We start from the raw sequence: 25445 nt of genomic DNA on the forward strand, positions 1-25445 counted from the left end.
CCAGCACCGCCTCCCCGGCGCGACTGGTGGTGCTGGCGGGGGACGGGGGTGCGGCGGTCGCGGCGTGCGCGCAGTACGCGGCGGCGCTGGAGGCGGCGCGCGCGGGGGACGTACCGGAGCAGCCGGTGGGAGTCGACGAGGACGAGCTGGTCGTCGGGCTGTCGGCGCCGGCCGGGCCCATCGCCGCCGCATCGGCGTACAAGCAGGCCGAGCAGGCGCTGTCGGTGGCCCGGCGGCGCGGGCGGGTCTTCGTGGAGCACGAGCAGCTGGCCGCGGGGTCCGTGCTGCCGTTGCTCGCGGACGACGCGGTGAAGGCGTTCGCCGACGGGCTGCTGCGGGCGCTGCACGAGCACGACGCGACGGGGCGCGGGGACCTGGTGGCCTCGCTGCGGGCGTGGCTGTCCCGGCACGGCCAGTGGGACGCGGCGGCCGCGGATCTCGGGGTGCACCGGCATACGTTGCGTTACCGGATGCGGCGGGTGGAGGAGATCCTCGGGCGGTCGCTGGATGACGCGGATGTGCGGATGGAGCTCTGGCTGGCGCTGAAGGCGACGTCGACGGAGTAGGCGGGGCGGGCCGGGCGGGCGCGGACGGCCGATTTTCGCCGGCTGAAATGCGCGGACCGGCGCCCAGCGGCTCCCCCTGCTGCGCCAATCCGTCGAACCCTGACCCGCGACCACTACACCCCGGACAAACGCCGGTCCCCCTTCACGCCCCTACCTTGGACCTCGACACACAGGACACCCCCAACGCGGAAGGGCCGGGAAATCGATATGCCCCAGGACAATGTGGCGGCCATCCACGCCTTCTGGCTCGCCGGCCGCCAGGTCAGCGGCGAGGACAGCTTTGATGTGACCTCGCCGTGGGACGGGCGGGTCGTCGGCAAGGTCAGCGTGCCGACCGACGCGCAGATCGAGGAGGCCGTGGCCGCCGCGTACGCCGTCCGGGACGAGTTCGCCGCGACCCCGGCCCATGTGCGCGCCGCCGCCCTCGACCACGTCAGCCGGCGGCTCGTCGAGCGCACCGAGGAGATCGCCCGGCTGATCTCCGCCGAGAACGGCAAGCCCATGAAGTGGGCCCGGGGCGAGGTCGGCCGTGCCGTGTCCGTGTTCCGGTTCGCGGCCGAGGAGGCCCGGCGGTTCAACGGCGGCGAGGCCCAGCGGCTCGACACCGACCTCGGCGGTCAGGGGCGGCTCGCCTTCACCCGCCGCTTCCCCAAGGGCGTCGTCCTCGGCATCGCGCCGTTCAACTTCCCGCTGAACCTGTGCGCCCACAAGATCGCCCCGGCCATCGCCGCCGGTGCGCCGATCATCCTGAAGCCCGCCCCGGCCACCCCGCTGTCCGGGCTGATCATCGGTGACCTGCTCGCCGAGACCGAGCTTCCGGCCGGCGCCTGGAGCATCCTCCCGGTTCCGAACGACCGCATGCCCGCCCTGGTCCAGGACGAGCGCCTGCCGGTCATCTCCTTCACCGGCTCCGAGAAGGTCGGCTACGCGATCATGGACTCGGTGCCGCGCAAGCACTGCACCCTGGAGCTCGGCGGCAACGGCGCCGCGGTCGTGCTCGCCGACTTCGCCTCCGACGCGGACCTCGACTGGGCCGCGACCCGCATCGCCACCTTCTCCAACTACCAGGGCGGCCAGTCCTGCATCTCCGTGCAGCGGGTGATCGCGGACGCCTCCGTGTACGACCGGCTGCTGCCGCGCATCGTCGCCGCCGTCGAGGCCCAGGTCACCGGCGACCCGAGCGATGACGCCACGGAGGTCGGACCGCTGGTCAGCGAGGACGCCGCCAAGCGCGTCGAGACGTGGGTGGACGAGGCGGTCGCCGCCGGCGCCGCCCTCCTCGCCGGCGGCAAGCGCGACGGTGCCTCCTACGCGCCGACCGTCCTCGCCGACGTGCCGGCCGACGTCACGATCGCCTGCGAGGAGGTCTTCGGACCCGTCCTCACGGTGCACAAGGTCGACGGGGAGGCCGCCGCCTTCGCCGCCGTCAACGACTCCAAGTACGGCCTGCAGGCAGGTGTGTTCACCCACGACCTGCAGACCGCCTTCCGCGCCCACCGGGCTCTGGAGGTCGGCGGTGTCGTCGTCGGCGACGTCCCGTCCTACCGCGCCGACCAGATGCCGTACGGCGGCGTCAAGCAGTCCGGCGTCGGCCGTGAGGGTGTGAAGTTCGCGATGGACGACTACACCTACGAGCGCGTGATGGTCCTCACCGGCATCGATCTCTGAGCGGGTTCAGGATCCACTCTGGCTTGTGACAATCGTTTTCAGGTAGAGTGGTTGCGTATCCCGGGATGAAAAAGGGGCCCGGCACCGATGCCTTCCGGTGCCGGGCCCCTTCCTTGCGTCGGCCTGGTCCGGACCCTCAACCGGAGAAGCCGACGTGCGCGAGCCGCAGTGGGCCGCGCAGCCCGATGTGGACGTCGCGCACGCCCTCGGCGATGATCTCGGCGGTCAGCGTCGCGTAGGCGTACCGGTCCGCGTCCTCGGGCGCCCGGAACGTGAGGGCGGCCAGCACAGGGCCCCCGTCCAGCGACACCTCGACCACACCGTCACCGGACACCGTCGCCGTCACCTGCGTGACGCCGTCCGCGAAGTCGCAGTCCCGGTAGACCAGTTCGCCCGTCCTGCCCTGTGCCGCCGTCACCGCATCGCCCGACGTCTTCGTCCGGTCGACGATCGCGACGCCGCTCTGGTCGTCGAAGTCGGCCGCCGCCAGGCCGTGCCGGAGGACGGGACGCGGCGTCGCGGGCTCGCCGTCGAGGAGTACGGTCGTACGCAGACGGACGTCCTCGCTGGAGGCGCCGGCCAGCACTTCGTGCGGGCCGGGCTCGCGGCGCCATCCGCCCCGTGTCACGTCCCAGAAGTCGAAGGCGGACAGGGGGACTTCGAAGGTCAGCTCCCGGCGCTCGCCGGGCTCCAGCCGCACCCGGCTGTGCGCCAGCAGTTCGCGGCGCGGGCGCGGCACCGCCGGGTCCACGGCACGGGAGTAGAGCTGGGCCACCTCGTCGGCCGCCATGTCGCCGGTGTTCGTGACCGTGAAGGAGACGTGCAGCGAGCCGTCCGTCGTACGGGTGGCGAGGTCGGCGTAGGAGAAGGTCGCGTACGACAGACCGTGGCCGAACGGGAACAGCGGGGTGCCCTCGAAGTACAGATAGGTCTGGCGGCCGCCGATCACGTCGTAGTCGAGGAGGTCGGGCAGGTCGGCGTCATCGGCGTACCAGGTCTGCGGGAGGCGGCCGGCGGGGGAGACGTCACCGGCCAGGACCCGGGCGAGGGCGGTGCCGGCCGCCTGGCCGCCGTGGGAGGTCCAGAGCACCGCCGGGAAGGCGGCCGGGTCGACCGCGTAGGGGTAGGCCGACACCAGTGCGAGCACGGTGTCCGGGTTGGCGGCGCGCGCCGCGCGCAACAGACGCTCCTGGTGGGCGGGGAGGGCGAGCGTCGTACGGTCCTCGGTCTCGCGGCCGTTGATGTGCGGGTCGTTGCCCGCGACCACCAGGACCACGTCCGCCTGCGAGGCGACCCGGGTCACCGCGTCCTCGCCGCGTTCGACGACGATCAGCTCGAAGATCTCCGGGTCCGCTTCGGCAACCCTGACGCCGTCGGCGGCGACTGAGAGGTGGCGACCCGTACCGATGTGCCTCAGGAGGTGTCCGTTCCCGTGCGGTTCCAGGCGGAACGTCTCCTGGACGACCCAGCCTCCGGGCTGGTCGGCGCCGGCGCGGACTCGGCCGTCCTCGGCGACCGAGAGGTAGCGGCCGTCGGGCGCGCGCAGGGTCAGCACGCCCTCGCCCCAGTCGACGAGGGCGAGTTCGGTGCCGGCCTGGTCGCACGTCAGCGGGGGCAGGTCCGTGCGGCCGGACAGCAGCGCCGGGTCGAGGGCGCCCTCGGCGCCGCGCACATCGTCGAGGGCCTGCGCCTCGGGGACGTGCAGGAAGGCGCCGGTCGAGGTCTTCAGGCGGACGCGGTCCACGCCCTCCGCGAACTCCACCCGCTCGGCGCCGAACCGCTCGTACAGGCCCTCCAGCGGGGTCGAGCGGTGGATGAGCGTGCCGCTGTACCAGTCGAGCTTGCACTCGTCGGCGAGCAGGCCGACCACCGCGAGCCGGGTGTCGGGCGCGAGCGGCAGCAGCCCCCCGCTGTTCCTGAGCAGGACGACGGACTGCTCGGCGGCCTCCTGGGCGAGGGCGCGGTGGGCCGGGGTGTCGAAGTCCCTGGTGAGCGCGTGCGGGTCGTACTGCGGGTCGAACTCGCCGAGGCGGAAACGGACCGAGAGCTGGCGGCGCACCGCCGCGTCGAGGTCCGACTCGGTCAGCAGGCCCCGGTCCAGGGCGCCGCGGACACGCGCGGTGATCTGCGAGCTGTCGGTGCCGTGGTCGGTGAAGCTGTCGACGCCGGCCAGCAGCGCGGCGGCCGTGGCTTCCTCGTGGGTGTCGAAGTAGTGCTCGGAGTCGACCAGGTTGGAGGGCGCGCCCGCGTCCGAGCAGACCAGGAGGTCGTCGTCGGTCCAGGTGCGCAGGTGCTCGCGCAGATACGGCGAGACATGGTTGGGGCGGCCGTTGACCAGGTTGTACGCCGGCATCACCCCCGCCGTCGCGCCCGCCTCTACCGTCTCGCGGAAGGCGCGCAGGTCGTACTCGTGGAGGACGCGCGGGCGCACCGAGGAGGACGTGACGTCGCGGCCCGTCTCGCTGTTGTGCGCCAGCCAGTGCTTGAGGACGGGCGCGGTGCGCCAGTACGTCGGGTGGTCGCCGCGCAGGCCCCGGGTGTAGGCGGTGGCGATGGCCGAGGTGAGCTTCGGGTCCTCGGAGTAACCCTCTTCGTTGCGGCCCCACAGGGGGTGGCGCAGGAGGTTGACCGTGGGGGACCAGACGTTGAGGCCGACGCGGTCGTCGCGGGCGCGCATCGCGCGGGCCTCCTTGGAGACCGCCTCGCCGACGCGTCGTACGAGATCGGTGTTCCAGGTCGCGCCGAGGCCGACCGCCTGCGGGAAGACCGTGGCCGCACCCATCCACGCCACTCCGTGCAGCGCCTCCTGGCCGGTGCGGAAGGCCGCGATGCCCAGGCGCTCGACCGCCGGCGTGAACTGGTGCAGGAATCCGATCTTCTCGTCGAGAGTGAGCCGCGACAGCAGGTCGTCGATGCGCTTCGCGAACGGGAGTTGTGCATCGCGGAAAGGCTGCGTGTGCGGCGTGTGTGCGGTCACTTGGGGATCCCCTTGCGATGGATCGGCTTGATGCTTTCGAAGCGCTTCGATGCTCATTCGACTCGGGGGTGGGTGTCAAGATGCCTAGAAGGAATCTTGGAAGCGACTCTTGTGCACCCATGGGCGTTCACTTAACCTCGCTGCAACATCGAAGCGCTTCGACAGTGGGGTTGACGCAATGACGCCGAAAGCCGCCTCCTCCGCCTCCTCCGGACCGAGCCGGAGAAGTTTCCTCGCCTCCACGGCGGTCGCCACCGCAGCGGTGGCCGGTGGGATGCCGCTGCTCGCCGCGTGCGGCGGTGCGGACAGCGGTTCGCGCGAGGGGACCACGTCGGGCAAGGACGCGAAGAAGATCCTGCCGGCGTACGTGGCCAGCAATGTGGTGACGCCGGACATCCCGTCGAAGAACGGCTCCTCGCTCGGCTTCACCAGCAAGCTGGATCTGGCGGACCTGAAGGCGTCGGTCCCGAAGAAGCTCGGCAAGGGCGGCAAGGTCACCATCATGTCGCCGTTCTGGGGCTCACCGCCCAAGGGCAGCAACCCCTACTACACGGCGATGAACGACCTGACCGGCGTCGACGTCCAGTGGCAGAACCAGGACGGCAACACCTACGACCAGAAGCTCGGCGCGGTCCTCGCCTCCAGCGACGTCCCCGATGTCGTCGTGGTCCCCGGCTGGAACATGGGCGGCAAGATACCCAGCGCCATCATCAGCAAGTTCGCCGACCTCGGCCCCTACCTCTCCGGGGACAAGGTCAAGGAGTACCCCAACCTCGCGGCGATTCCGACGGATGCCTGGCAGCGCTCGATATTCGGCGGTGCGCTGCGCGGCCTGCCGATGCCGGCGTCGTACGTCACCAACATCGTGCCCCTCTACCGCCAGGACGTCTTCGAGAAGGAGGGGTATCAAGTCCCCACCTCCACCGACGAGTTCCTGGCGCTGGCGAAGGACATCACCAACGCCAAGGCCAAGGTGTGGGCCTGCGGTGACATGAAGTGGACCGCGTTCAACTCCTTCGGTGTGCTCTCCGGTTCGGAGAAGCCACTCGGCTGGAACCTCGTCGACGGCAAGCTGGTCTACCGCATCGAGACCGAGGAGTACCTCGAAGCGCTGGAGTGGACGCGCAAGCTGTTCGCCGCAGGGGTCGTCCACCCCGACTTCGAGCTGGGCAAGAGCCAGGCCACCGACCCGCAGACCAAGTTCGCGGCCGGTGAGTTCCTGATCTACAACAACGACATCTCCAGCTGGTACGGCCTGACCGCCTCCCAGGCCGCCCAGAACCCGGACTTCAAGGTTTCGGGCATGGACATCTTCGGCGCCGGCGGCAGCGGTCCGAGCCCGTGGGCCGCGCAGCCCGCGGGCATCTTCGCGTTCATCAACAAGAACGCCGCCGAGTCCGTCGTCCGCGACGCGCTCGCCGTCGCCAACGTGACGGCGGCGCCGTACGGCACGAAGGAGTACATGCTCACCAACTACGGCGTCGAGGGCACCCACTACACCCTCAAGGACGGTGTCCCGGTCAAGACCGACCAGGGCAACAACGAGGTCCTCAACGCCTACGTCATGGTCGCCAGCCCCGCCTCCACCCTGGCCCACCCGGACTACCCGGCGGTCGCCAAGGCGCAGGTCGAGTGGCAGCAGCGGATGGGTGCCCGCACCAAGAAGTCGTCGTTCTGGGGCATGCAGATCACCGAGCCCGCCCGCTACACCAACCTCTCCAACGACTTCGAGCAGTTGGAGGACGACATCGCCCGCGGCCGCAAGAAGGTCAGCGACATGCAGCAGGCCGTCTCCGACTGGAAGAGCAAGGGCGGCGACAAGCTGCGCGACTGGTACAAGAAGATCCTCGACGAGAACGGCAGCGCGGCCAACTGATCCGGGGCTCTAGGCAAGGAGAAGGCCGTGTCGCACAGCACGGTGCCTCGGAGCAGGGCCGAGGCGAAGAGGAAGACCGCACGTGGGCGCACTACGCCGGCGCCCGGCGGCGTCACCGGACCCGAGGGGAAGCGTCCCTCGGGCAGGCTGAGCCTCAAGGTCCGGTTCCGCCGCGACCGGCTGCTGCTCCTGATGACACTGCCGGCCGTCGTGCTGGTCCTGCTCTTCAACTACATACCGATCCTCGGCAATGTCGTCGCCTTCCAGGACTACGACCCCTACATCAGCGACAACGGCGTCGTCTCCATGCTGAACAGCCCCTTCGTGGGCATGGAGAACTTCCAGCGGATCTTCGACGACTCGGCCTTCTGGAACGCCGTCCAGAACACCCTGATCCTGTTCTTCCTCCAGCTCGTGCTGTTCTTCCCGATCCCGATCCTGCTCGCGCTGCTCATCAACAGCGTGGTCAGGCCCCGGATCCGGGCGTTCTCCCAGGCGATCCTGTATCTGCCGCACTTCTTCTCCTGGGTGCTGGTCATCGCCGTGTTCCAGCAACTGTTCGGCGGCGCCGGGATCTTCTCCCAGCTGCTGCGGCAACACGGTTACGACGGCCTCGACTTCATGACCGACCCGAACACCTTCCCGCTGCTGATCACCGCGCAGAGCGTGTGGAAGGACGCCGGCTGGGGGATCATCGTCTTCCTCGCCGCGCTCGCCTCCGTGCCGCCCGACCTCTACGAGGCCGCCGCGATGGACGGTGCGGGCCGCTGGCGCCGCATGTGGCACGTCACGCTTCCCGCGCTGCGGCCGGTCATCGCCCTGCTGCTGGTGCTGCGCGTCGGTGACGCCCTCACCGTCGGCTTCGAACAGATCCTGCTGCAACGGGACATGGTCGGGCCGGGCGCCGCGGAGGTCCTCGACACCTTCGTGTGGTGGAACGGCGTGCGCAACCAGGACTTCGGCTACGCGGCCGCCGCGGGCCTGGTCAAGGGCGTGGTCAGCCTCGGACTGGTCCTCGCCGCGAACAAGGTGGCCCATCTCATGGGCGAGCAGGGGGTGTACAAGAAGTGACCGCCGTGATCGACAAGACGGTGCGGGGGCCCGGCCGGTGGGCCTCGGCGCCGCCCCGACCGGGCTGGGAGGAGGAGCCCTCCAAGGCCGGGCTCGCCGGCAAGGGTCTCGTCCTGACGCTGGCCTGCCTCGGGATTCTCTTTCCGCTGTGGATCGTGGTGGTGACGAGCTTGTCGTCGCGCAAGACGATCGACGCGGCCGGTGGGCTTGTGATGGTGCCGAAGGACATCACCTTCATCGCTTACAAGGAGCTCCTGAGCGGGGGGCAGGTCACCCGGGCGGCGGTCATCAGCGTGCTCGTCACCCTCGTCGGCACGTTGTTCTCCATGGGCGTGTCCGTGCTGTGTGCGTACGGGTTGTCGCGGACCGGGTCGCTGGGGCACCGGTGGATTCTGATGATGCTGCTGGCGACGATGTTCTTCAGTGCCGGGTTGATTCCGACGTATCTGTTGGTGCAGACCCTCGGGCTCACGGATTCCTATTGGGCGCTGATCCTTCCCAGCGCGGTGAGTGTGTTCAACATCCTTGTGCTGCGTGGATTCTTCATGGGGATCTCGCCGGAACTCATCGACAGTGCGCGGATTGACGGCGCGGGGGATCTGCGGATCCTCTGGCAGATCGTCATGCCGTTGTCGCGGGCCGTCATCGCGGTGATCACGCTGTTCTACGCGGTCGGGTACTGGAGCGCGTGGTTCAACGCGTCGCTGTATCTGAACGACCAGGACATGATGCCGCTGCAGAACGTCATGATCCAGCTGGTGCAGAAGCAGGAGGCGCCGGTCGGTCTTGGGCAGGCCATCAAGACCGGGCAGCTTTCGGGGCTGGCCGTGCAGATGGCTGTGATGGTCATGGCGCTGCTGCCTGTTGCTGTGCTTTCGCCCTTTGTCCAGAAGCATTTCAAGAAAGGCATGCTGACCGGGGCCGTCAAGGGCTGATTGGCGGCTGCGGGTTGTCTGTGGCTGGTCGCGCAGTTCCCCGCGCCCCTTTGGGGCGCGTTCCACCCCCCTCTTTCGGAGCGAGGTAAGTCCATGCGTACGTCCGGCCTGACCAGGAGAGCCGTCCTTGCCGGGACCGCGGCCGCCGCCGCGCTCGGCACGGTGCCGTTGCTTTCCGCCCCCGCGCAGGCCGCCGGCCAGGCATACCGCTGGCGCACCGCCGTCATCGGCGGCACCGGATTCGTCACCGGCGTTCTCTTCCACCCCTCCGTCCGCGGCCTCGCCTACGCCCGTACCGACATCGGGGGCGCCTACCGCTGGGACGACCGTCACGAGCGGTGGGTCCCGCTGATCGACCACCTAGGCTGGGACGACTGGAACCTGCTCGGCGTGGAGGCCATGGCCGTCGACCCGGCCCACCCCGACCGGCTGTACCTCGCCCTCGGCACCTACGCCCAGTCCTGGGCCGGCAACGGAGCCGTCCTGTGCTCCGACGACCGCGGTGCCACCTGGACCCGTACCGACCTCGGCGTGAAGCTCGGGGCCAACGAGGACGGGCGGGGTGCGGGGGAGCGGCTGCTCGTCGATCCGCGGGACAGCGACACCCTGTGGCTCGGCACCCGGCACGACGGGCTGCTCAAGTCGACCGACCGGGGCGCCACCTGGCAGGCCGTGAGCTTCCCGGCCACCCCCAGCACCACCGGCCAGGGCGTCACGCTCCTCGTCGCGGCAGGCCGTACCGTCCACGCCGGCTGGGGCGACTCCGACGGCACGGCCGACGAGCCCAACCTGTACCGCACCTCCGACGGCACGACGTGGGAGCCCGTCCCCGGCCGGCCGACCGGCACCGCCGCCAAGGTGCCGATCCGCGCCGCGTACGACCGCCACACCCGTGAGCTGTATGTGACGTACGCGAACGCGCCCGGGCCGAACGGGCAGTCCGACGGCAGCGTGCACAAGCTGCGCACCACGGACGGGAAGTGGACCGAGGTCACGCCGGTGAAGCCCGGCGGAACCGACACCTTCGGCTACGGCGGTGTCGCCGTCGACGCCCGCCACCCCGGCACCGTCGTCGTCTCCACCAACAACCGCTGGGCCGACATCGACACGCTGTACCGGACCACCGACGGCGGTCGCACCTGGACGTCCCTGAAGGACACGGCCGTCCTCGACGTCTCCGAGACGCCCTACCTCAAGTGGGGTGAGGACAAGCCCAAGTTCGGCTGGTGGATCCAGGCGGTCGGCATCGACCCGTACGACTCCCGGCACCTCGTGTACGGCACGGGTGCGACCCTCTACGGCACCCGGGATCTCACGCACTGGGCCCCGCAGATCCGCGGCCTGGAGGAGACGTCCGTCCGTCAGCTGCTCTCGCCGCCGGCCGGGAAAGCACATCTGATCAGCGGCAACGGCGACATCGGCGTGATGTACCACGAGTCGCTCACAGCGTCCCCGGCGCGCGGCATGGCCGCCAACCCCGTCTTCGGGACCGCCACCGGACTGGCGCAGGCCGCAGGCAGGCCGTCGTACGTCGTCCGGGCCGGCTGGGGCGACCACGGCAACGGCGCCCACTCGAACGACGGCGGGCAGACCTGGGCACCCTTCGCGACCCAGCCCGCCATCGCCAAGGACGCACCGGGGCCGATCGCCGCCAACGCCGACGGCAGCGTGCTGCTGTGGTCCTTCGTGCACTGGGACGGCACCCCCTACCCGACTCAGCGCTCCGCCGACAACGGCGCCACCTGGTCCGAGGTCGCCTCCTTCCCGAAGGGCGCCACCCCGGTCGCGGACCCCGTCGACCCGAGCACCTTCTACGCCTTCGACACCGCCACCGGCACCCTCCACGCCAGCACCGACGGCGGTCTGACGTTCGCCGCACGGGCCGGCGGGCTGAACTCGGGGGACAGGGAGTTCCAGCTGGCCGTGGCGCCGGGCCGGTCCGGTGACCTGTGGCTGAGCCTCAAGTGGAACGGCCTGTACCGCTCCACCGACGGCGGCGCGACCTTCAGCAAGGTCTCCAGCTGCTGGGCCTCGTACACCCTCGGCTTCGGCAGGGCGGCCCCGGGCGCCTCCTACCCGGCGCTCTACATGGTCGGCGCCACCGAGAGCGTCACGGCCGTGCACCGCTCCGACGACGAGGCCGCGACCTGGGTGCGGATCAACGACGACGGGCACCAGTGGGGCTGGATCGGCGCGGCCGTCACCGGCGACCCGCGCATCCACGGCCGTGTCTACGTCGCCACCAACGGCCGCGGCGTCCAGTACGGCGAACCCGTCTGATGCCGGGCATGAGCGACGCCACCCGGGGCCGCATCCTCTTCGGCGGCGACTACAACCCCGAACAGTGGCCCGAGGAGACCTGGCACGAGGACGTCCGGCTGATGAAGGAGGCCGGCGTCAACTCGGTCACCCTCGGCGTCTTCTCCTGGGCGAAGCTCGAACCCCGGCCGGGAGCACGCGAGTTCGGCTGGCTGGACCGGCTGATGGACCTGATGGACGTCAGCGGCATCGGCGTCGTCCTTGCCACCCCCACGTCCTCGCCTCCGCCCTGGATGGGCCGCCTCCACCCCGAGACACTCCCACGCGACGAGGACGGCCGCACCGAGTGGTGGGGCTCGCGCCAGCACTTCTCCCACTCCAGCGCGACCTACCGCCGCTACGCCGCCGCCATCACCGAGGACCTCGCCGCCCGCTACGGCAGCCACCCCGCCCTGCGGATGTGGCACATCAACAACGAGTACTGCACCTACGACTGGGGCGRCGAGGCCGAGGATGCCTTCCGCGGCTGGCTCCAGGCCAGGTACGGCACGCTCGATGCCCTCAACCGGGCCTGGGGGACCGCCTTCTGGAGCCAGGGCTACGGCGACTGGTACGAGGTTCTGCCGCCGCGCCGCGCGCACTACATGAAGAACCCCACGCAGGTGCTCGACTTCCAGCGGTTCACGTCCGACGCGTTGCTGGAGTGCTACCTCGCCGAACGGGACATCGTCGCCCGGCACAGCCCGCACATCCCGGTCACCACCAACTTCATGCCGGTGTGGCAGGGGCTGGACGCCTGGCACTGGGCCGAGCAGGAGGACGTCGTCTCGATCGACGTCTACCCGGATCCGCGGGATCCGTTCGGCGGACAGTACGGCGCCCTCGTCCATGACATGACGCGTTCGCAGGCCCGCGGCGGGCCCTGGATGGTGATGGAGCAGGCCGCCGGGCCGGTCAACTGGCGCGGGGTCAACCACCCCAAGCCGGCCGGCCTCAACCGCCTCTGGTCCCTCCAGGCCGTGGCCCGCGGCGCCGACGCCGTCTGCTACTTCCAGTGGCGGCAGTCCCGGCAGGGCTCGGAGAAGTTCCACTCCGGGATGGTCAGCCACGCGGGCGAGCACGGCCGCACCTTCCAGGAGGTCAAGCGGATCGGTGCCGAACTCGCCCTGCTGGGCGGGCAGGTGACGGGCACCCGGGTCGAGGCCGCCGAGGTCGCCGTACTCCTGGACTTCAACGCCTGGTGGGCGAGCCGGCAGGACGGGCGGCTGTCCGGCGAGGTCGACTTCCCGCAGGTCGTCCGCGCCTGGCACCGCGCCCTGTGGGAGGCGCACACCGTCGCCGACTTCGCGCGTCCCGAGCACGACCTGTCCGCCTACAAGCTGGTCGTCGTGCCGCAGCTGTATCTGATGACGGACGCGGCGATCGACAACCTCGTCGCCTACGTCCGCCAGGGCGGCACCCTCGTCTGCGGCTTCCAGACCGGCATCGCCGACGAGGACGACCGGGTCCGCGAGGGCGGCATGGACGCCCGGCTGCGCGCCCTGTTCGGCATCAGCGTCCTGCACGAGTGGTGGCCGCTCGACGCGGGCGAGACGGTGGACGTCGAGGGCTTCCACGGCACCCTGTGGTCCGAGGAGATCGAGGCGGCGCACGACGTCGACGCCGTCACCCCGTACAAGGGCGGCGAACTGGACGGGCTCCCGGCGGTCCTGCGCAAGGGACGCGTCTGGTACCTCTCCACCCTCCCCGAGCCGCACGCCCTGCGCACGCTGCTCGCCGACATCGCCGCCGCGGCGGGCGTACGACCGACGCTCGCGGGGCTTCCGGCAGTGGTGGAGGCGGTACGGCGGGGCGGGCTGCTCTTCCTGCTCAACCATGGGCGCGACGGGGTCACCGTGCTGGTGCCCGGCCGCCATCGCGACCTGCTGACCGGGGCCGACGTCACCGACGCGGTCGAGCTCGGGCGGTACGGGGTGGCCGTGCTGGAGTCCGCCTCATGAGCGGGCCGGCGCACGGCACCTGGGAGCCGGCCCCCGCCGCCCGCTGGGAGGACGCCTTCCTGAGCGGGAACGGCCGACACGGCGTCATGGTGTTCGGTGATCCGAACGCCGACCGGGTCATCGTCAGCCATCACGCCCTGGTCCGCCCCAACGGCGCCGAACACGCCCGACCGCCCGCCCTCGCCACCGAACTCCCGCTTCTCCAGGACCGGTTGCTGGCCGGAGACGTCACCGCCGCCGAGAGCTTCACCGACGGGCGGGACCTCCAGTGGGTGCAGCCCTTCCATCCCGCCTTCGGGATACGGCTCCGCAACCAGAGCGACGAGCAGCCCGACGGCTACCGTCGCGAGGTCGACTTCACGACCGGTGTGGTCAGCGCCCGGTGCGGCGGCCGGCGCAGCGAGGTCTTCGTCTCCCGTGCCGACGACGTCATCGTCCACCGCGTCACCGAGCCCGGCCTCACCGCCGAAGTGACCCTGGACCACCAACTGCCGGGCGCACCACACGACTTGGCCGTCGGGCACAGCGCCGTCCTCACCCCCGAAGGTGCGCTCCTCGCTCTCCGCGTCCGCCATCCCGGCAGCGACCGCGCCTACACGGGCATCACCCTCGCCGTCGTCACCGGCGGACCGGACGGCCGTATCGGCACCTCCCTCCCCGGCATCCGGATCGAGAACGCCCGCTCCCTGCTCCTCCTCACCCGCGTCCGGCGCCACACCGGCGAGCTGGACGCCCTCGCCGAGGCGCGCGAGCTGCGCGCGCTCCTGCCCGAGGGCGACGACGACCCGTACGCCTCCCTGCTCGCCCGCCATGTCGCCCTGCACCGCCCCGCCTACCTCCGCGCCGGCCTCGACCTCGGCGGCGACGAACGCGAACGCACCCTGCCCGGCACGGAGTTGCTCCGCCGCCCGAAGAGCCCCGCCCTCCTGGAACGCCTCTTCGCGGCCGGCCGCTACCACCTGCTCTCCGCCTCCGGCATGCTGCCGCCCCGCCTCACCGGCCTGTGGACCGGCGACTGGAACACCGCATGGTCGGGCGCGTTCACCACCGACGCCAACCTCAACCTCCAGACCGCCTCGGCAGCGGCGGCCGCGCTCCCGGAGGTGACCGAGGCCCACGCCGCCCTCGTCCACGGCCAGGTGGACCACTGGCGCGACAACGCCCGCGCGATCTTCGGCACCCGTGGCGTCGTGGCGCCCGCCCACACCGACGGCGAGTCCGGGCACATCTACCACTTCAGCCGCGAGTACCCCCTGCACCTGTGGACCGCGGGCGCCGACTGGCTCCTCAAGCCCCTCGTCGACCACGACGAGACACGGGGCGAACGCGACCCGCGCACCGCCGCCCTCCTCGCCCAAGTGGCCGAGTTCTACGAGGACTTCCTCACCCGCACCGACGCCGAGGGCCATCTCGTCGTCGTCCCCTCCTACTCGCCCGAGAACCGCCCGGGAGGCGCGAGCTGGGGCACGATCAACGCGGCCATGGACCTCTCGGCCGCCCGGCACGCCCTGCGCACGGCCGCCCACTACCACCCGGGCACCCCCGAGGCCGACCGCTGGCACACCCTCGCCGACCGTCTCCCACCGCACCGGATCAACGCCGACGGCGCCCTCGCCGAATGGGCCTGGCCCGGCCTGGAGGACACCTACGACCACCGCCATCTCAGCCACCTCTACGGCGTCTGGCCGCTCGACGAGATCACCCCGTACGACACCCCCGACCTCGCGACGGCCGCCCACCGCGCCCTCGAACTGCGCGGCGCCGAACGATCAACGCGGCCATGGACCTCTCGGCCGCCCGGCACGCCCTGCGCACGGCCGCCCACTACCACCCGGGCACCCCCGAGGCCGACCGCTGGCACACCCTCGCCGACCGTCTCCCACCGCACCGGATCAACGCCGACGGCGCCCTCGCCGAATGGGCCTGGCCCGGCCTGGAGGACACCTACGACCACCGCCATCTCAGCCACCTCTACGGCGTCTGGCCGCTCGACGAGATCACCCCGTACGACACCCCCGACCTCGCGACGGCCGCCCACCGCGCCCTCGAACTGCGCGGCGCCGAGAACGACTCCGCGCACGGCCACCTCCACCACGCCCTGATCGCGGCCCGCCTCAGGGACGGCGACCGGGTCGCCCACGCCCTCGACCAGGTCCTCGGCGGCGACTTCTTCCACGCCTCCCTGATGAGCGCCCACTACCCGAACCGCGACGTCTACAACGCGGACGCGGCGCACACCCTGCCCGCCGTACTGATCGAGATGCTCGTGCAGTCGACCCCCGGCCGACTGGTCCTCCTGCCCGCACTGCCGCCGTTCCTCCCGGCGGGCCGGCTCGCGGGCGTACGTACGCGATTCGGCGCCGAGGTCGAACTGACCTGGGCGCCCGGCCGGGCGAGGGCGGTAGTGAAGCCGACTCGCACGGTCCGTATCGAAGTCAGGACTTCCTCCGGCGACGGCGACGGCGACGGCGACGGCGACGGTAAAGCCCAACCGCTCGACCTCACCGCCGGAGAAGACCACGTCCTCAGCCTCGGGGCGTGGTAACCCCCGCAACTCCCCCCACCCATGGAAGGGACACCATGGCACACAGCAAGCTCCGCAAGATCACCATGGCCGTGCTGGCCCCGGCGATGGCCCTCGGCGCCACCGTCGGCCTCGCCTCCGCCCCGGCACAGGCCGCCGTCTGGAACTCCTGCGACCAGTGGGGCAACACCAGCCTGAACGGCTACACCCTCTACAACAACATCTGGGGATCCGGCGCCGGCAGCCAGTGCGTCTGGGCCAACTCCGGCACCAACTGGGGCGTCTGGGCCAACCACCCGAACACCGGCGGCATCAAGTCCTACCCGAACTCCAAGAAGGTGATCAACAAGACGATCGCCTCCCTCGGCTCGCTCACCAGCAGCTACAACGTCACCGTCCCGTCGTCCGGCGCGTACAACACGTCGTACGACATCTGGGACACCGACTACGACTACGAGATCATGCTCTGGGTCAACTACAACGGCGCCGTCGGCCCGCTCGGCACCTCGCAGGGCAATGTCACCCTCGGCGGCCACACCTGGACCGTCTACAAGGGCAGCAACGGAGCGAACGAGGTGTTCTCGTTCCTGCGGACCTCCGACTCCAGCTCCGGCAACGTGGACATCAAGCCGATCCTCAGCTGGATAGCCAACACCAAGGGCTGGATGTCCAGCGGCGAAACCATCGGTGACGTCCAGTTCGGCTACGAGATCACCTCGTCGTCCGGCGGACTCGACTTCGTCACCAACAACCTGACGGTCAGCAGTAGTTGACCGCATCCCGGGCCGGCGCCGTACGCCCACGCGGTGCCGGCCCGGGTCCCTCGGGCTTCAAAGTCCGAGGTCCTGCAGCAACTGGGTGGCCGCCATCTCCCAGGTCCGCTTCTGGGCCAGCACCGAGCGGACGGTCGCGGCGTCGGCGAACGCAGAGTCCAGATTGCCGAGAGCCATCGCGATCGCCATCCTCCAGTCGTCGACGTTGGCATCCTCGTGCCGCTTCCCGTTCCGCACCGGCACCACGAGCCGGGTGATCATCTCCGGCATCTCCTGGGACAGGAGTTCCTCCAGCAGCAGACCCAGACCGCTGGCACCGCTGATCAGGACGGGCGTGCCCGAGGTGATCGCCTCCAGGCCGGCCAGCCCGAACCCCTCGACCCGTGAGGGCATCAGAACCAGGCTGGAGCTGCGCAGATCGTCGCGGATCGCCTCCAGATCGTCGGTGAAGTTCCGGGGCAGCACCTTGACCGCCGGGCAGTCGGCCAGATCCTCCAGATGCTCCTTGACCGCATCGGCGTCGTCCTCCGGCCGCATCCCTCGCGCCATGAGTTGCACCTCACGGTGCGGAGTTTGGCCCCGCATGGCCGCGCCGACCGCGCGCGCCGCCAGGTCGACGCCCTTGATCCCGTCGTCGGAGAGTCGGCCGAACTGCAGGATTCTCGGCTCGAACGGGGGCCGGGTCCGGGGCTCTTTGCTGAATCCGTCGGGTCCGTCGAACCCCGGGTCGAGCCGCACCGGCGAGGCGATGCCCGCCTTCTCGTGCACATGGCGGGCGAACCACTCGTGCAGCAGCGGCCCGACGCAGACCGTGAGCTTCGCCCCCCGCGCCAGGCCCTCCTCGGCGCTCGCGCGCTCCTCGGCCACCGCCGCCGAATTCGCCGCGGCATCGGGGTTGCGCCGCTTGTGGAAAGGGGTGTCGTCGGCGGACATGTGGATGAAGTGCACCCGCTGCGCCTTCGGGAAGTAGCTCTGCATCACCTTGGCGTAGTAGCCGGTGACCCAGCTGTGCCCGATGACGATGTCCGGCTGCACACCGCCGGGCAGCTCCGGCTTCTGCATCAGGGCTTCCGTACGCGGCCGTCCCGGGGGCACGGGCGCGCCGATCAGCCGCACGTCGTACTTGTCGGCGTCCGCCGTCTCCTTGGCAGAGGGTTCGGGCACCAGGCAGTACGTCTCCAGACCCAGGCCGACGAAAGCCAGGCACAGATAGCGGCTGAACGCGCTCAGACCTCCCTGGGCGGGCAGCCACTCGTCGGCGACCACCAGGATCCGCGTTCCCGTGGAGCCGCCGCCCCGTGCCCTACCGGGCACGTCCGGCTCCGGCGCGTCCTGTTCCAACGGGACCGTCCGCGCGGCGAACCCGGCCGGCGGTGCCTCGCCCGGCTGGTCGGCCCGCGCCTCCTCGGTCCATGCCGTCCCGTCCCACACCACGGGAGCGCTCGCCCACTCGTCGCCGAGCACCGGGCCCAGCAGTGCGGCGGCCTCGGCGGGCGTCGCGCTGTCGATCCGGGCCACCGCGCCCGTCTCCCGGTTGACCAGCTCCACCCGGACCGATCCTGCGACCGCGGGCGGCGCCGACGCCAGCCATCCCACGATCTCCCGCGACGTACGGCCCAGTGACCGCTCGCCGTCCTCCCCATCCGCGCCGAACGCGCTGACCACGACGGCGGTGACCGCATGTCCGCCCGCTCCCTCCGGGCCACGGTCACCCAGGTCGAGTCCCGGCTTGGCCTGAACTCCCGCCTTCCGGAAGCGCTCGAGGAGGACGTCGGCGAGGAACGACCTGGCCGTCTCGGCGAACACGCCGCCGGCAACCTGGACGATCAGAGAGAACATCGCTTCGGCCATGCCCCGATGATGTCAGAGAACCCACGGTTTCTCCCTTCGCGACCAGCTCTCCGTGATTGCATGACCACGTGCTGTCGAGCCCCGGAACTCCGCTCCTGGAAACCCTGTTGGTACCGGACGCCGTGTTCCGTACCGCGCCCGGCGAGCCGGCGGATCCGGAGATCTGGCAGCGTGCGGCCCGGTCCGCGGCCGGACTGCACCAGGCTGCGCGGTGGCGCGAACTCGCCGCGTTCTACGGCGATCTGGCCGACGACGCCTGGCGGGACGGCCGGTATCCGCGGAGCCTGCGGTTGTTGCTCGCCGCCCGCGTGGTCGCCGTCCGAGCGGGGGACGACGCGAAGGTCGTCGGCGTCACGAGCCTGCTCGCCATGCGGCACCGGCTGCGCCGTGGCTTCCTGGTCGCCGAGATGTGGGACCACGCCCAACTCGCCCTCCCGCTGGAGGAGTCGACGGCCAGGGCGCACGCGGTCGCCTGGCGGGAATTGGCCACACTGCGCGGGCTGACCGGCGAGTACCAGGAGGGCATCGCTCACTGCGAGCGGTCGCTGGAGGTGTGCCGCGCTTTCGCGGACCGGTCCGGGATGACCGTGATCCAGGTGCAGACCCTGCTCGAACGCAGTCTTGAAGAACGGCTGTCGGGGCGGCTGGACCTCGCGACCGCGACCATGGCGGAGGCACGGACCCTTGCCGAGGCGCACGAGCGGGAGGTGAACGACCTGACCCGCGGGATGATCGCCGTGCGCCAGGGGCGACTTCATGTCATGACCGGCGCCCCGGAGGCGGGGCTCGCGGCCTTCCTGCGCGCCGAGGCCCTGTTCACCGGGGTCAGCGCCGAGAACCTCGCGATCACGAGGGTCTCCCGGATCGAGTGTCTGGGGGCGCTGGGCCGCACCGCGGAGGCCCTGGCGCTGGCCGACGAACTGGCCGAGGAGTGCGAACGGACCGGTGAGCAGTCCCGGCTCGGCCAGGTCCTGCTGGAGCGGGCCGAAATCCAGTACGCGGCCGGGGACTTCGCGGGCGCCGAGGCCACGGCCCGTCGCGCCGGGCGGGTCCAGCCGGACGACGACTCCCTCGAAGCACTGCGCCGACGGCGGCACCTGGCGCGCGCCCTGCTCGCCTCCGGCGGTGACCAGCGCGAGGCGGCGGCCCAGCTGGCCGTGATCCTCGCGACCGCCTCCCGCCCGGACCGCCGGGATCTGGCCCGCACTTGGCAGGCCCTCCACGACGCACTGTCGATCTCCGACGAGTCGGTGCTGCCCTCCGCCGTCTGGTTCGCGGCCGGACGTGGCGCGCTCACCGGTGCGGAGCTGCAACGCGACCTGCTGAGCGACCCGGCCGCGCGCTGGGGTGTGCACGCGGAGCGCGAGGAGGTGTACACCGCCGCGATCAGGCTCCACTCAGCTGCCTCGGATCATGACGCCGTCGCCCAGGTCATGGAGCTGGGCCGGGCCGACCTGCTCAACCGGGTGCTGTCGGACGGGAATTCGCTCGCCGGCCCGCTGACCGGGCTGCCGCTGCTTCCCCCGCCGGCCGACGAGCACCTGTTGCACGACCTGTTCTCGCTGGGCTCCGCCGTGGCACAGGTGCTGGCTGGAGGGGGCGACGACGAGGTCGGTGTTCTGCCGCTGCCGGGCGGGCTGCCCTCCTCGCAGGCCCTGGACGCGCTCGCGGACGTCGTCGTGATGGTGCAGCTCGGCCACGGCACCGCGGGCTGGTGGTCGGCGACGGCCGTACGGGAACGGGGCGGCCGCTGGCGCGCGACGGTGGAGCCGGTGCCCGAGCGGCTGGACGGGGTGATCGGACGGCTGGCCGCCGGCGAGCTGCTGCCGCCACGCGGCGTGACCAGCTCCGTGTGGCGGGCGCTGGGCGAGGTCCTGCTGCCCGCCCCGGAGATCTGGAGAGGCAGCCTGGAGGCTCCGCGCTCGGTCGTTGTCTGCCCGGACCCCCGTCTGTGGCATGTGCCCTACGGCGCCCTCCTGCGCGGCGACACCGCTCTGCTGGACGTGGCGGAGGTCGTGCTGACGCCGAGCCTGCGCACCCTGTGCCTGGTCCGTGACCGGGCGAGGCCCGCCGGTTCGACGGGAGAAGGCGCGGGGCCGGCGGGCAGCCTCCTGGACGACGCGCTGCCCGCGCACACGCAGGAGCGGGCCGCGCTGGACGCCTGGCCCGGCGGGCACCGGCCGCTCGGCGGCCTGGCCGACGTGGCGGAGCTCCCGCACCCGGCCCTGCTCTACGTCAGCGGTCACTCAGCCGCCCCGGGCGATGCGGCGCTGGGCCCCTCCGGGGTCACCCTGGACTCGCTCGCCGCCCTGCCACTGCCCGAACTGCTGCTGCTCGTGGGCTGCTGGAGTGCCACCGCGGCCAGCCGCTACGGCCGGGACCCGCTGAGTCTCGCCGTCGGAGGCCTGCTCGGAGGCGCGCGGACGGTGCTCGCCGGGGTCGGCCGGATCGGCGAGCAGGCCGCCGCCCGCATCGCCGCCGAGGCCTTGCGGCAGATCGCCGACGGAAGGCCGGCGCGCTCGGCGCTGCGGTTCGCCGCGCGGGAAACGCGCGACCGGTACCCCGAACTCGGCCCGTACGACTGGGCCGGCATGTGTGTGATGGGGGCCGGGGACTGATCCGGGGTCAGCCGGCCGCCGCCGGTCGCAGCCCCGGCCGGGGCTCGAAGGCCGACGCCGAGACGTCCCGCGCGAGAACGGCGCCCTGGACGCCGTAGGTGGGGATCGCCTCGATCCGCAGAAGCACGCAGAAGCGCTCCGTGCTCGCCAGCCGGGCCGACAGCTCCCGGTGGGAGCGGCGCAGGAAGAGCATGGCCGCGTGGTTGGCGACGGCACTCTGGCCGCACACGACGAACACCGGCCGCGTCGCGGACGGCGGGCGGAACTTGGCAACGAGCGCGTATTCGCGCTGCCCGCGCTCCCAGGGGAAGGTTTCGCCTCCCACGACGAAGGCCATCGAGTCCGGCCGGTCGCTGAAGGGCCGGAGCTCGACCCCGGGAACGTTGTGCTCCAGATGCCCGGCGGTACGGACGTTGGAGCCGTTCTCCGGGCCGCCGATGCAGAACTCCGCGCACGGACCGTTGCTGTCGCGGAACTCCCCGCTGACCCGCATCGACACCTCGCAGCCCAGTTCCCGGGCCAGCACGACGGCCTCGACCATGGCCTGCACGTCGTGGTGCGCGGCCACCCCGGGCCGGTCCCACTTGTGGTTCATGACGACGATGCACGTCTCGCCCGGCCGCATACCGAAGAACCCTGCCATCCGATGCAGTGCCCGTGCCTTCCGGCCGTGGTGCCACAACCAGACGAATGCCGCGCTGAGCATGCTGGTGAGTAATCCGATCGCCACGTTCAGCGTGAGCCCCGCCACCACCGTCCCCCTCCGTCGAACCACGTCTGACGTCTTTGGCGCACCGTCATTCTCCCGGTTCGATCAGGCGCCTTCCAGTTCCCCGGATCGGCTCCCGGCCAGGCTCCACAGGATGCTGGTCCTGCGCCAGCCGGCCTCGCCGGTCACCACGAGCGGGGTTCCGCGGTCGGCGTCGAGCGGTCCGCAGCAGCGCGAAGCCGTCCTCGGTGTCCGGGCCGCCCGCGAGCACGCGCCCCTTGCGAGGCAGCCGCTACTCGGCGATCGGCAGGGAGGCCCCGTCCCGCAGGAACAGCGGGATGCGGTCCAGCGGGGCGTCGACGGTGACGGCCTGCCCGCCCTCGTACGTGTCGCCGGTCCATGCGTCGGTCCACCGCGCACGGGCCGGGAGGTACGTCGTCCAGGTCGTCGCGCCCGGTTCCAGGACGGGAGCCACCAGCAGGTCCGCCCCGAACATGTACGCGTCGCAGACCTGCCAGGACAGCTTGTCCTCGGGAAACTCCAGGAACAGCGGCCGCATCACCGGCAGGCCCTCCTCGTGGGCCTCCCGCATGACGTCCAGGACGTACGGCTTCAGACGCTCGCGCAGCCGCAGGTACTTCTCCAGGATCGCGCCGGCCTCCTCGCCGTACGACCACACCTCGTTCGGGCCGCCGGTCATCTCCGGGCCGAGCGGCATGCCAGGGTCGCGGTAGCCGTGCAGGCGCATCAGCGGGGACAGGGCGCCGAACTGGAACCAGCGGACCATCACCTCGCGGTACGCCGGGTCGTCCGGGTCGCCGCCGTGGAATCCGCCGATGTCGGTGTTCCACCAGGGGATGCCGGAGAGCGCGGTGTTGAGGCCGGCCGCGATCTGGCGGCGCAGGGTCGGGAAGTCGGTGCCGATGTCGCCGGACCACAGGGCGGCGCCGTAGCGCTGACTGCCCGCCCACGCCGAGCGGTTGAGGGTGACGATCGCCGACTCGCCCTGCGCGCGCAGGCCTTCGTGGAAGGCACGGGAGTTCTCGGCCGGGTAGATGTTGCCGACCTCCAGACCGGGGCCGGCCCAGTAGCGCAGGTTCTCCTGAAAGCCCGGCTTCAGCTCCGGCTCGCAGGCGTCCAGCCAGAAGGCGGTGATGCCGTAGGGGTCGAGGTAGTTCTGCTTGATCCTCGACCACAGGAATGCACGGGCGTCGGGGTTGGTGGCGTCGTAGAAAGCCACCTGGACGGTCGACGCGACCTCTTTGTCGGGCCAGTCGGCGTGGGCCATTGGGCCGTACTGGGTGCCGATGAAGTAGCCGCGCTGCTCCATGACCGGGTGGTTCTCACTCAGCGGCGACACCGACGGCCACACGCTCACCACCAGCTTGATGCCGAGCTCGTCCAGCTCACGGACCATCGCCGCCGGGTCGGGCCACTCGGCCGGGTCGAACTTCCACTCGCCGAGGTGCGTCCAGTGGAAGAAGTCGCAGACGATCGCCGAGACGGGCAGGCCCCGGCGCTTGTACTCCCGTGCCACGGCGAGTAGTTCGTCCTGGGTGCGGTAGCGCAGCTTGCACTGCCAGAAGCCCGCCGCCCACCGAGGCAGCATCGGCGTGCGGCCCGTGACCGCGCTGTAGCGGCGCTGGCCGTCGGCCGGGGTGCCCACGGTGATCCAGTAGTCGATCTGGCGGGCGGAGTCGGCGACCCACCGCGTGCCGTTGTGCGCGAGCTCCACGCGGCCGATCGCCGGGTTGTTCCACAGCAGGGTGTAGCCGCGGCTGGAGGCGAGCACCGGGATGCCGACCTCGGCGTTGCGCTGGACCAGGTCGAGGACCAGGCCCTTCTGGTCGAAGCGGCCGTGCTGGTGCTGGCCGAGGCCGTACAGCTTCTCGTCCTCGTAGGCGGCGAAGCGCTGCTCCAGCCTGTGATGGCCGTTGCCGACGGCTGTGTAGAGGCGCGGGCCCGGCCACCAGAAGTGGGCGCGCTCCTCGGCGAGCACCACCGTGCCGTCCTCGGTGCGCAGGAAGCGGATCAGACCCTCGGCATCGACGTGGACGGTCAGTGCGCCCACGGTCAACTGCGCTTCCTCGGCACCGATCTTGGCCGAGCTCTCCGTGGCCTCAGGCTCGTCGAGCAGGGCATTCGGCAGGCCGTCGAGGATAGGTCCACCGAGCCGGGTACGCACCCGGACCGCGTCCGGCCCCCATGGCTCGACGCGAACGGTCTCCTGGCGGCCGCTCCACTCCAGCGCGCCGTCCCGCTCGCGGAACGTGCCGACGGTGGGGGACGACTGCGCGAGAGAGACCTTCGGCTGCTGTGCGGCAGGCTGATACACGAGGCGCGCTCCTGGAGGAATGCAGACAGGGGTGTGCGTACAGGCACGTGAGGCAAGGGCCGTCAGGAGGCCGACGGCGCCGGGCCCGTGCTCGCCCGGACCGTCAGCTCGGGCGCGATCAGGACGACTTCGTCGCTGCCGCGCCCGTCCAGCTTGGCGACGAGCTGGTGCACGGCGTGCCGGCCCATCTCCTGCGCGGGGATGGAGACCGACGTCAGCCGCACCGAGGCCTGGACGGCGACCTGGTCGGGGCAGACGGCGACGACCGACACGTCCTCCGGCACGGCACGGCCCTGCTGGCGCAGCAGGGCGAGCAGCGGCTCCACGGCCGACTCGTTCTGCACGACGAACCCCGTGGTGCCCGGGCGCTCGTCGAAGATCCGGGCGAGGGTGACGGCCATCGCGTCGTACCCGCCCTCGCACGGCCGGTGCAGCAGCCGCATCCCCAACTCCTGGGAACGCAGCCGGAGTCCGTCGAGCGTGCGCTCCGCGAAACCGGTGTGCCGCTCGTAGACGGCCGGGGCCTCTCCGATGACAGCGATGTCGCGGTGCCCCAGCGTGGCCAGATGCTCCACGCACAGCGCGCCGGTCGCCTTGAAGTCGAGGTCGACGCAGGTCAGGCCGGTCGTGTCGGCGGGCAGCCCGATCAGCACGGACGGCTGGTCGGTGCCGCGCAGCAGCGGCAGCCGCTCGTCGTCGAGCTCGACGTCCATCAGGATCATCGCGTCGGCGAGCCCGCTGCCGGTGACCCGGCGCACGGCGTCGGGACCCTCCTCGCCGGTCAGCAGCAGGACGTCGTAACCGTGTGTGCGGGCCGTGGTGGCGACCGCGATGGCGATCTCCATCATCACCGGCACATACATGTCGGTGCGCAGCGGGATCATCAGCGCGATGATGTTCGACCTGCTGCTGGCCAGGGCACGGGCACCCGCGTTCGGGTGATAGCCGAGCTCGCGGATGCTCTGCTCGACCCGCTGCCGGGTGGTCGTGGAGATGGACCGCTTGCCGCTGAGGACATAGCTCACCGTGCTCGCCGAGACTCCGGCGTGCTGGGCGACCTCGGCGAGGGTGACCATCCGCTCTCCAAGCTTTGTGAAGCGCTTCGACAGTGCGCGATGCGAACAGGGGCGGGTATGAAGGTGGTTCGACAGTAGCCCCGGCAGGCGTGGGTGTCCATAGGTTGTCGAAGCGCTTCGACAGTTTTTCCAGGACGAGTGCGTACGAGGATATCGGCGCCGTCCGGGCAGCCCCGCGTCGAGCAAGAAGTGCGGAGGTCTTCAGGG

15 protein-coding genes and 2 pseudogenes are annotated in these 25445 nt (G+C 71.1%); 12 read left to right on the top strand and 5 right to left on the bottom strand.

The features are described from left to right. Positions 1–566 (top strand): PucR family transcriptional regulator (locus EAO75_RS06915; protein ID WP_147994324.1); only part of this gene is annotated, 566 nt, incomplete at its 5' end. Between the two features lie 207 nt (positions 567–773). Continuing rightward, positions 774–2234: an aldehyde dehydrogenase family protein gene (locus tag EAO75_RS06920; protein WP_410092206.1), complete on the top strand. Its 1461-nt coding sequence runs from the start codon at positions 774–776 to the stop codon at positions 2232–2234. A 136-nt stretch (positions 2235–2370) separates the two neighbouring features. Here the strand turns inward: EAO75_RS06920 and EAO75_RS06925 are convergent, their stop codons facing one another. Beyond that, positions 2371–5211: a glycoside hydrolase family 3 C-terminal domain-containing protein gene (locus EAO75_RS06925; protein WP_147994064.1), complete on the bottom strand. Its 2841-nt coding sequence runs from the start codon at positions 5209–5211 to the stop codon at positions 2371–2373. Between the two features lie 178 nt (positions 5212–5389). Here EAO75_RS06925 and EAO75_RS06935 point away from each other — a divergent pair, with 178 nt between their 5' ends. The 9 genes and pseudogenes from EAO75_RS06935 (at position 5390) to EAO75_RS06970 (ending at position 16649) form a co-directional block, all read left to right on the top strand. After that, positions 5390–7087, top strand: coding sequence for an extracellular solute-binding protein (locus EAO75_RS06935; protein ID WP_147994065.1), 1698 nt, complete (start codon positions 5390–5392; stop codon positions 7085–7087). Between the two features lie 27 nt (positions 7088–7114). After that, positions 7115–8158, top strand: coding sequence for an ABC transporter permease (locus tag EAO75_RS06940; protein ID WP_147994066.1), 1044 nt, complete (start codon positions 7115–7117; stop codon positions 8156–8158). Continuing rightward, positions 8155–9093, top strand: coding sequence for a carbohydrate ABC transporter permease (locus tag EAO75_RS06945; protein WP_147994067.1), 939 nt, complete (start codon positions 8155–8157; stop codon positions 9091–9093). The genes EAO75_RS06940 and EAO75_RS06945 overlap by 4 nt, the downstream gene beginning before the upstream one ends. 93 nt (positions 9094–9186) lie before the next feature. Continuing rightward, entirely contained in the window at positions 9187–11373 is a 2187-nt protein-coding gene (locus EAO75_RS06950; RefSeq protein WP_147994068.1) for a sialidase family protein, read from the top strand. Continuing rightward, positions 11373–13352, top strand: a complete 1980-nt coding sequence (locus EAO75_RS06955) for a beta-galactosidase (RefSeq protein ID WP_147994069.1) — start codon at positions 11373–11375, stop codon at positions 13350–13352. Before EAO75_RS06950 ends, EAO75_RS06955 begins: the two co-directional genes overlap by 1 nt. After that, positions 13349–15127: pseudogene (locus EAO75_RS06960) on the top strand (glycosyl hydrolase family 95 catalytic domain-containing protein); the annotation flags it as partial. The gene EAO75_RS06955 and the pseudogene EAO75_RS06960, both read left to right, overlap by 4 nt. 5 nt (positions 15128–15132) lie before the next feature. Further along, positions 15133–15618: pseudogene (locus tag EAO75_RS48495) on the top strand (glycosyl hydrolase family 95 catalytic domain-containing protein); the annotation flags it as partial. After that, positions 15613–15897 (top strand): glycoside hydrolase family 95-like protein, encoded by a 285-nt coding sequence (locus tag EAO75_RS06965; protein WP_410092215.1) that lies wholly within the window; start codon positions 15613–15615, stop codon positions 15895–15897. The pseudogene EAO75_RS48495 and the gene EAO75_RS06965, both read left to right, overlap by 6 nt. A 35-nt stretch (positions 15898–15932) precedes the next feature. Beyond that, a complete protein-coding gene (locus tag EAO75_RS06970; protein WP_147994071.1) occupies positions 15933–16649 on the top strand; it encodes a glycoside hydrolase family 12 protein in 717 nt (238 codons plus the stop codon). 57 nt (positions 16650–16706) lie between these two features. Here the strand turns inward: EAO75_RS06970 and EAO75_RS06975 are convergent, their stop codons facing one another. Then, positions 16707–18500, bottom strand: coding sequence for a glycosyltransferase family 4 protein (locus EAO75_RS06975; protein WP_147994072.1), 1794 nt, complete (start codon positions 18498–18500; stop codon positions 16707–16709). 68 nt (positions 18501–18568) lie between these two features. On the opposite strand from EAO75_RS06975, the gene EAO75_RS06980 reads away from it, so the two are divergent. Then, positions 18569–21118 carry a CHAT domain-containing protein gene (locus EAO75_RS06980; protein ID WP_147994073.1) on the top strand — a complete coding sequence of 850 codons (2550 nt, stop codon included), beginning with the start codon at positions 18569–18571 and terminating at the stop codon, positions 21116–21118. Positions 21119–21125: 7 nt separating this feature from the next. On the opposite strand, the gene EAO75_RS06985 is transcribed toward EAO75_RS06980, so the two are convergent. The 3 genes from EAO75_RS06985 to EAO75_RS06995 form a co-directional block, all read right to left on the bottom strand. Beyond that, positions 21126–21761, bottom strand: coding sequence for a hypothetical protein (locus EAO75_RS06985; RefSeq protein ID WP_261989164.1), 636 nt, complete (start codon positions 21759–21761; stop codon positions 21126–21128). 358 nt (positions 21762–22119) lie between these two features. Next, entirely contained in the window at positions 22120–24162 is a 2043-nt protein-coding gene (locus tag EAO75_RS06990) for a TIM-barrel domain-containing protein (protein WP_147994074.1), read from the bottom strand. A gap of 62 nt (positions 24163–24224) precedes the next feature. Next, positions 24225–25238: a LacI family DNA-binding transcriptional regulator gene (locus tag EAO75_RS06995; RefSeq protein WP_147994075.1), complete on the bottom strand. Its 1014-nt coding sequence runs from the start codon at positions 25236–25238 to the stop codon at positions 24225–24227. Positions 25239–25445 lie beyond the last annotated feature (207 nt).

This window comes from Streptomyces sp. UW30 (genome assembly GCF_008042075.1).
Lineage (GTDB): Bacteria > Actinomycetota > Actinomycetes > Streptomycetales > Streptomycetaceae > Streptomyces.

Coding starts and splice junctions, on each gene's coding strand:
- EAO75_RS06975 (WP_147994072.1), bottom strand. CDS start 18,500: ATGGCCGAAGCGATGTTCTCTCTGATCGTCCAGGTTGCCGGCGGCGTG.
- EAO75_RS06985 (WP_261989164.1), bottom strand. CDS start 21,761: ATGGCAGGGTTCTTCGGTATGCGGCCGGGCGAGACGTGCATCGTCGTC.
- EAO75_RS06920 (WP_410092206.1), top strand. CDS start 774: ATGCCCCAGGACAATGTGGCGGCCATCCACGCCTTCTGGCTCGCCGGC.
- EAO75_RS06995 (WP_147994075.1), bottom strand. CDS start 25,238: ATGGTCACCCTCGCCGAGGTCGCCCAGCACGCCGGAGTCTCGGCGAGC.
- EAO75_RS06950 (WP_147994068.1), top strand. CDS start 9,187: ATGCGTACGTCCGGCCTGACCAGGAGAGCCGTCCTTGCCGGGACCGCG.
- EAO75_RS06935 (WP_147994065.1), top strand. CDS start 5,390: ATGACGCCGAAAGCCGCCTCCTCCGCCTCCTCCGGACCGAGCCGGAGA.
- EAO75_RS06970 (WP_147994071.1), top strand. CDS start 15,933: ATGGCACACAGCAAGCTCCGCAAGATCACCATGGCCGTGCTGGCCCCG.
- EAO75_RS06965 (WP_410092215.1), top strand. CDS start 15,613: ATGCTCGTGCAGTCGACCCCCGGCCGACTGGTCCTCCTGCCCGCACTG.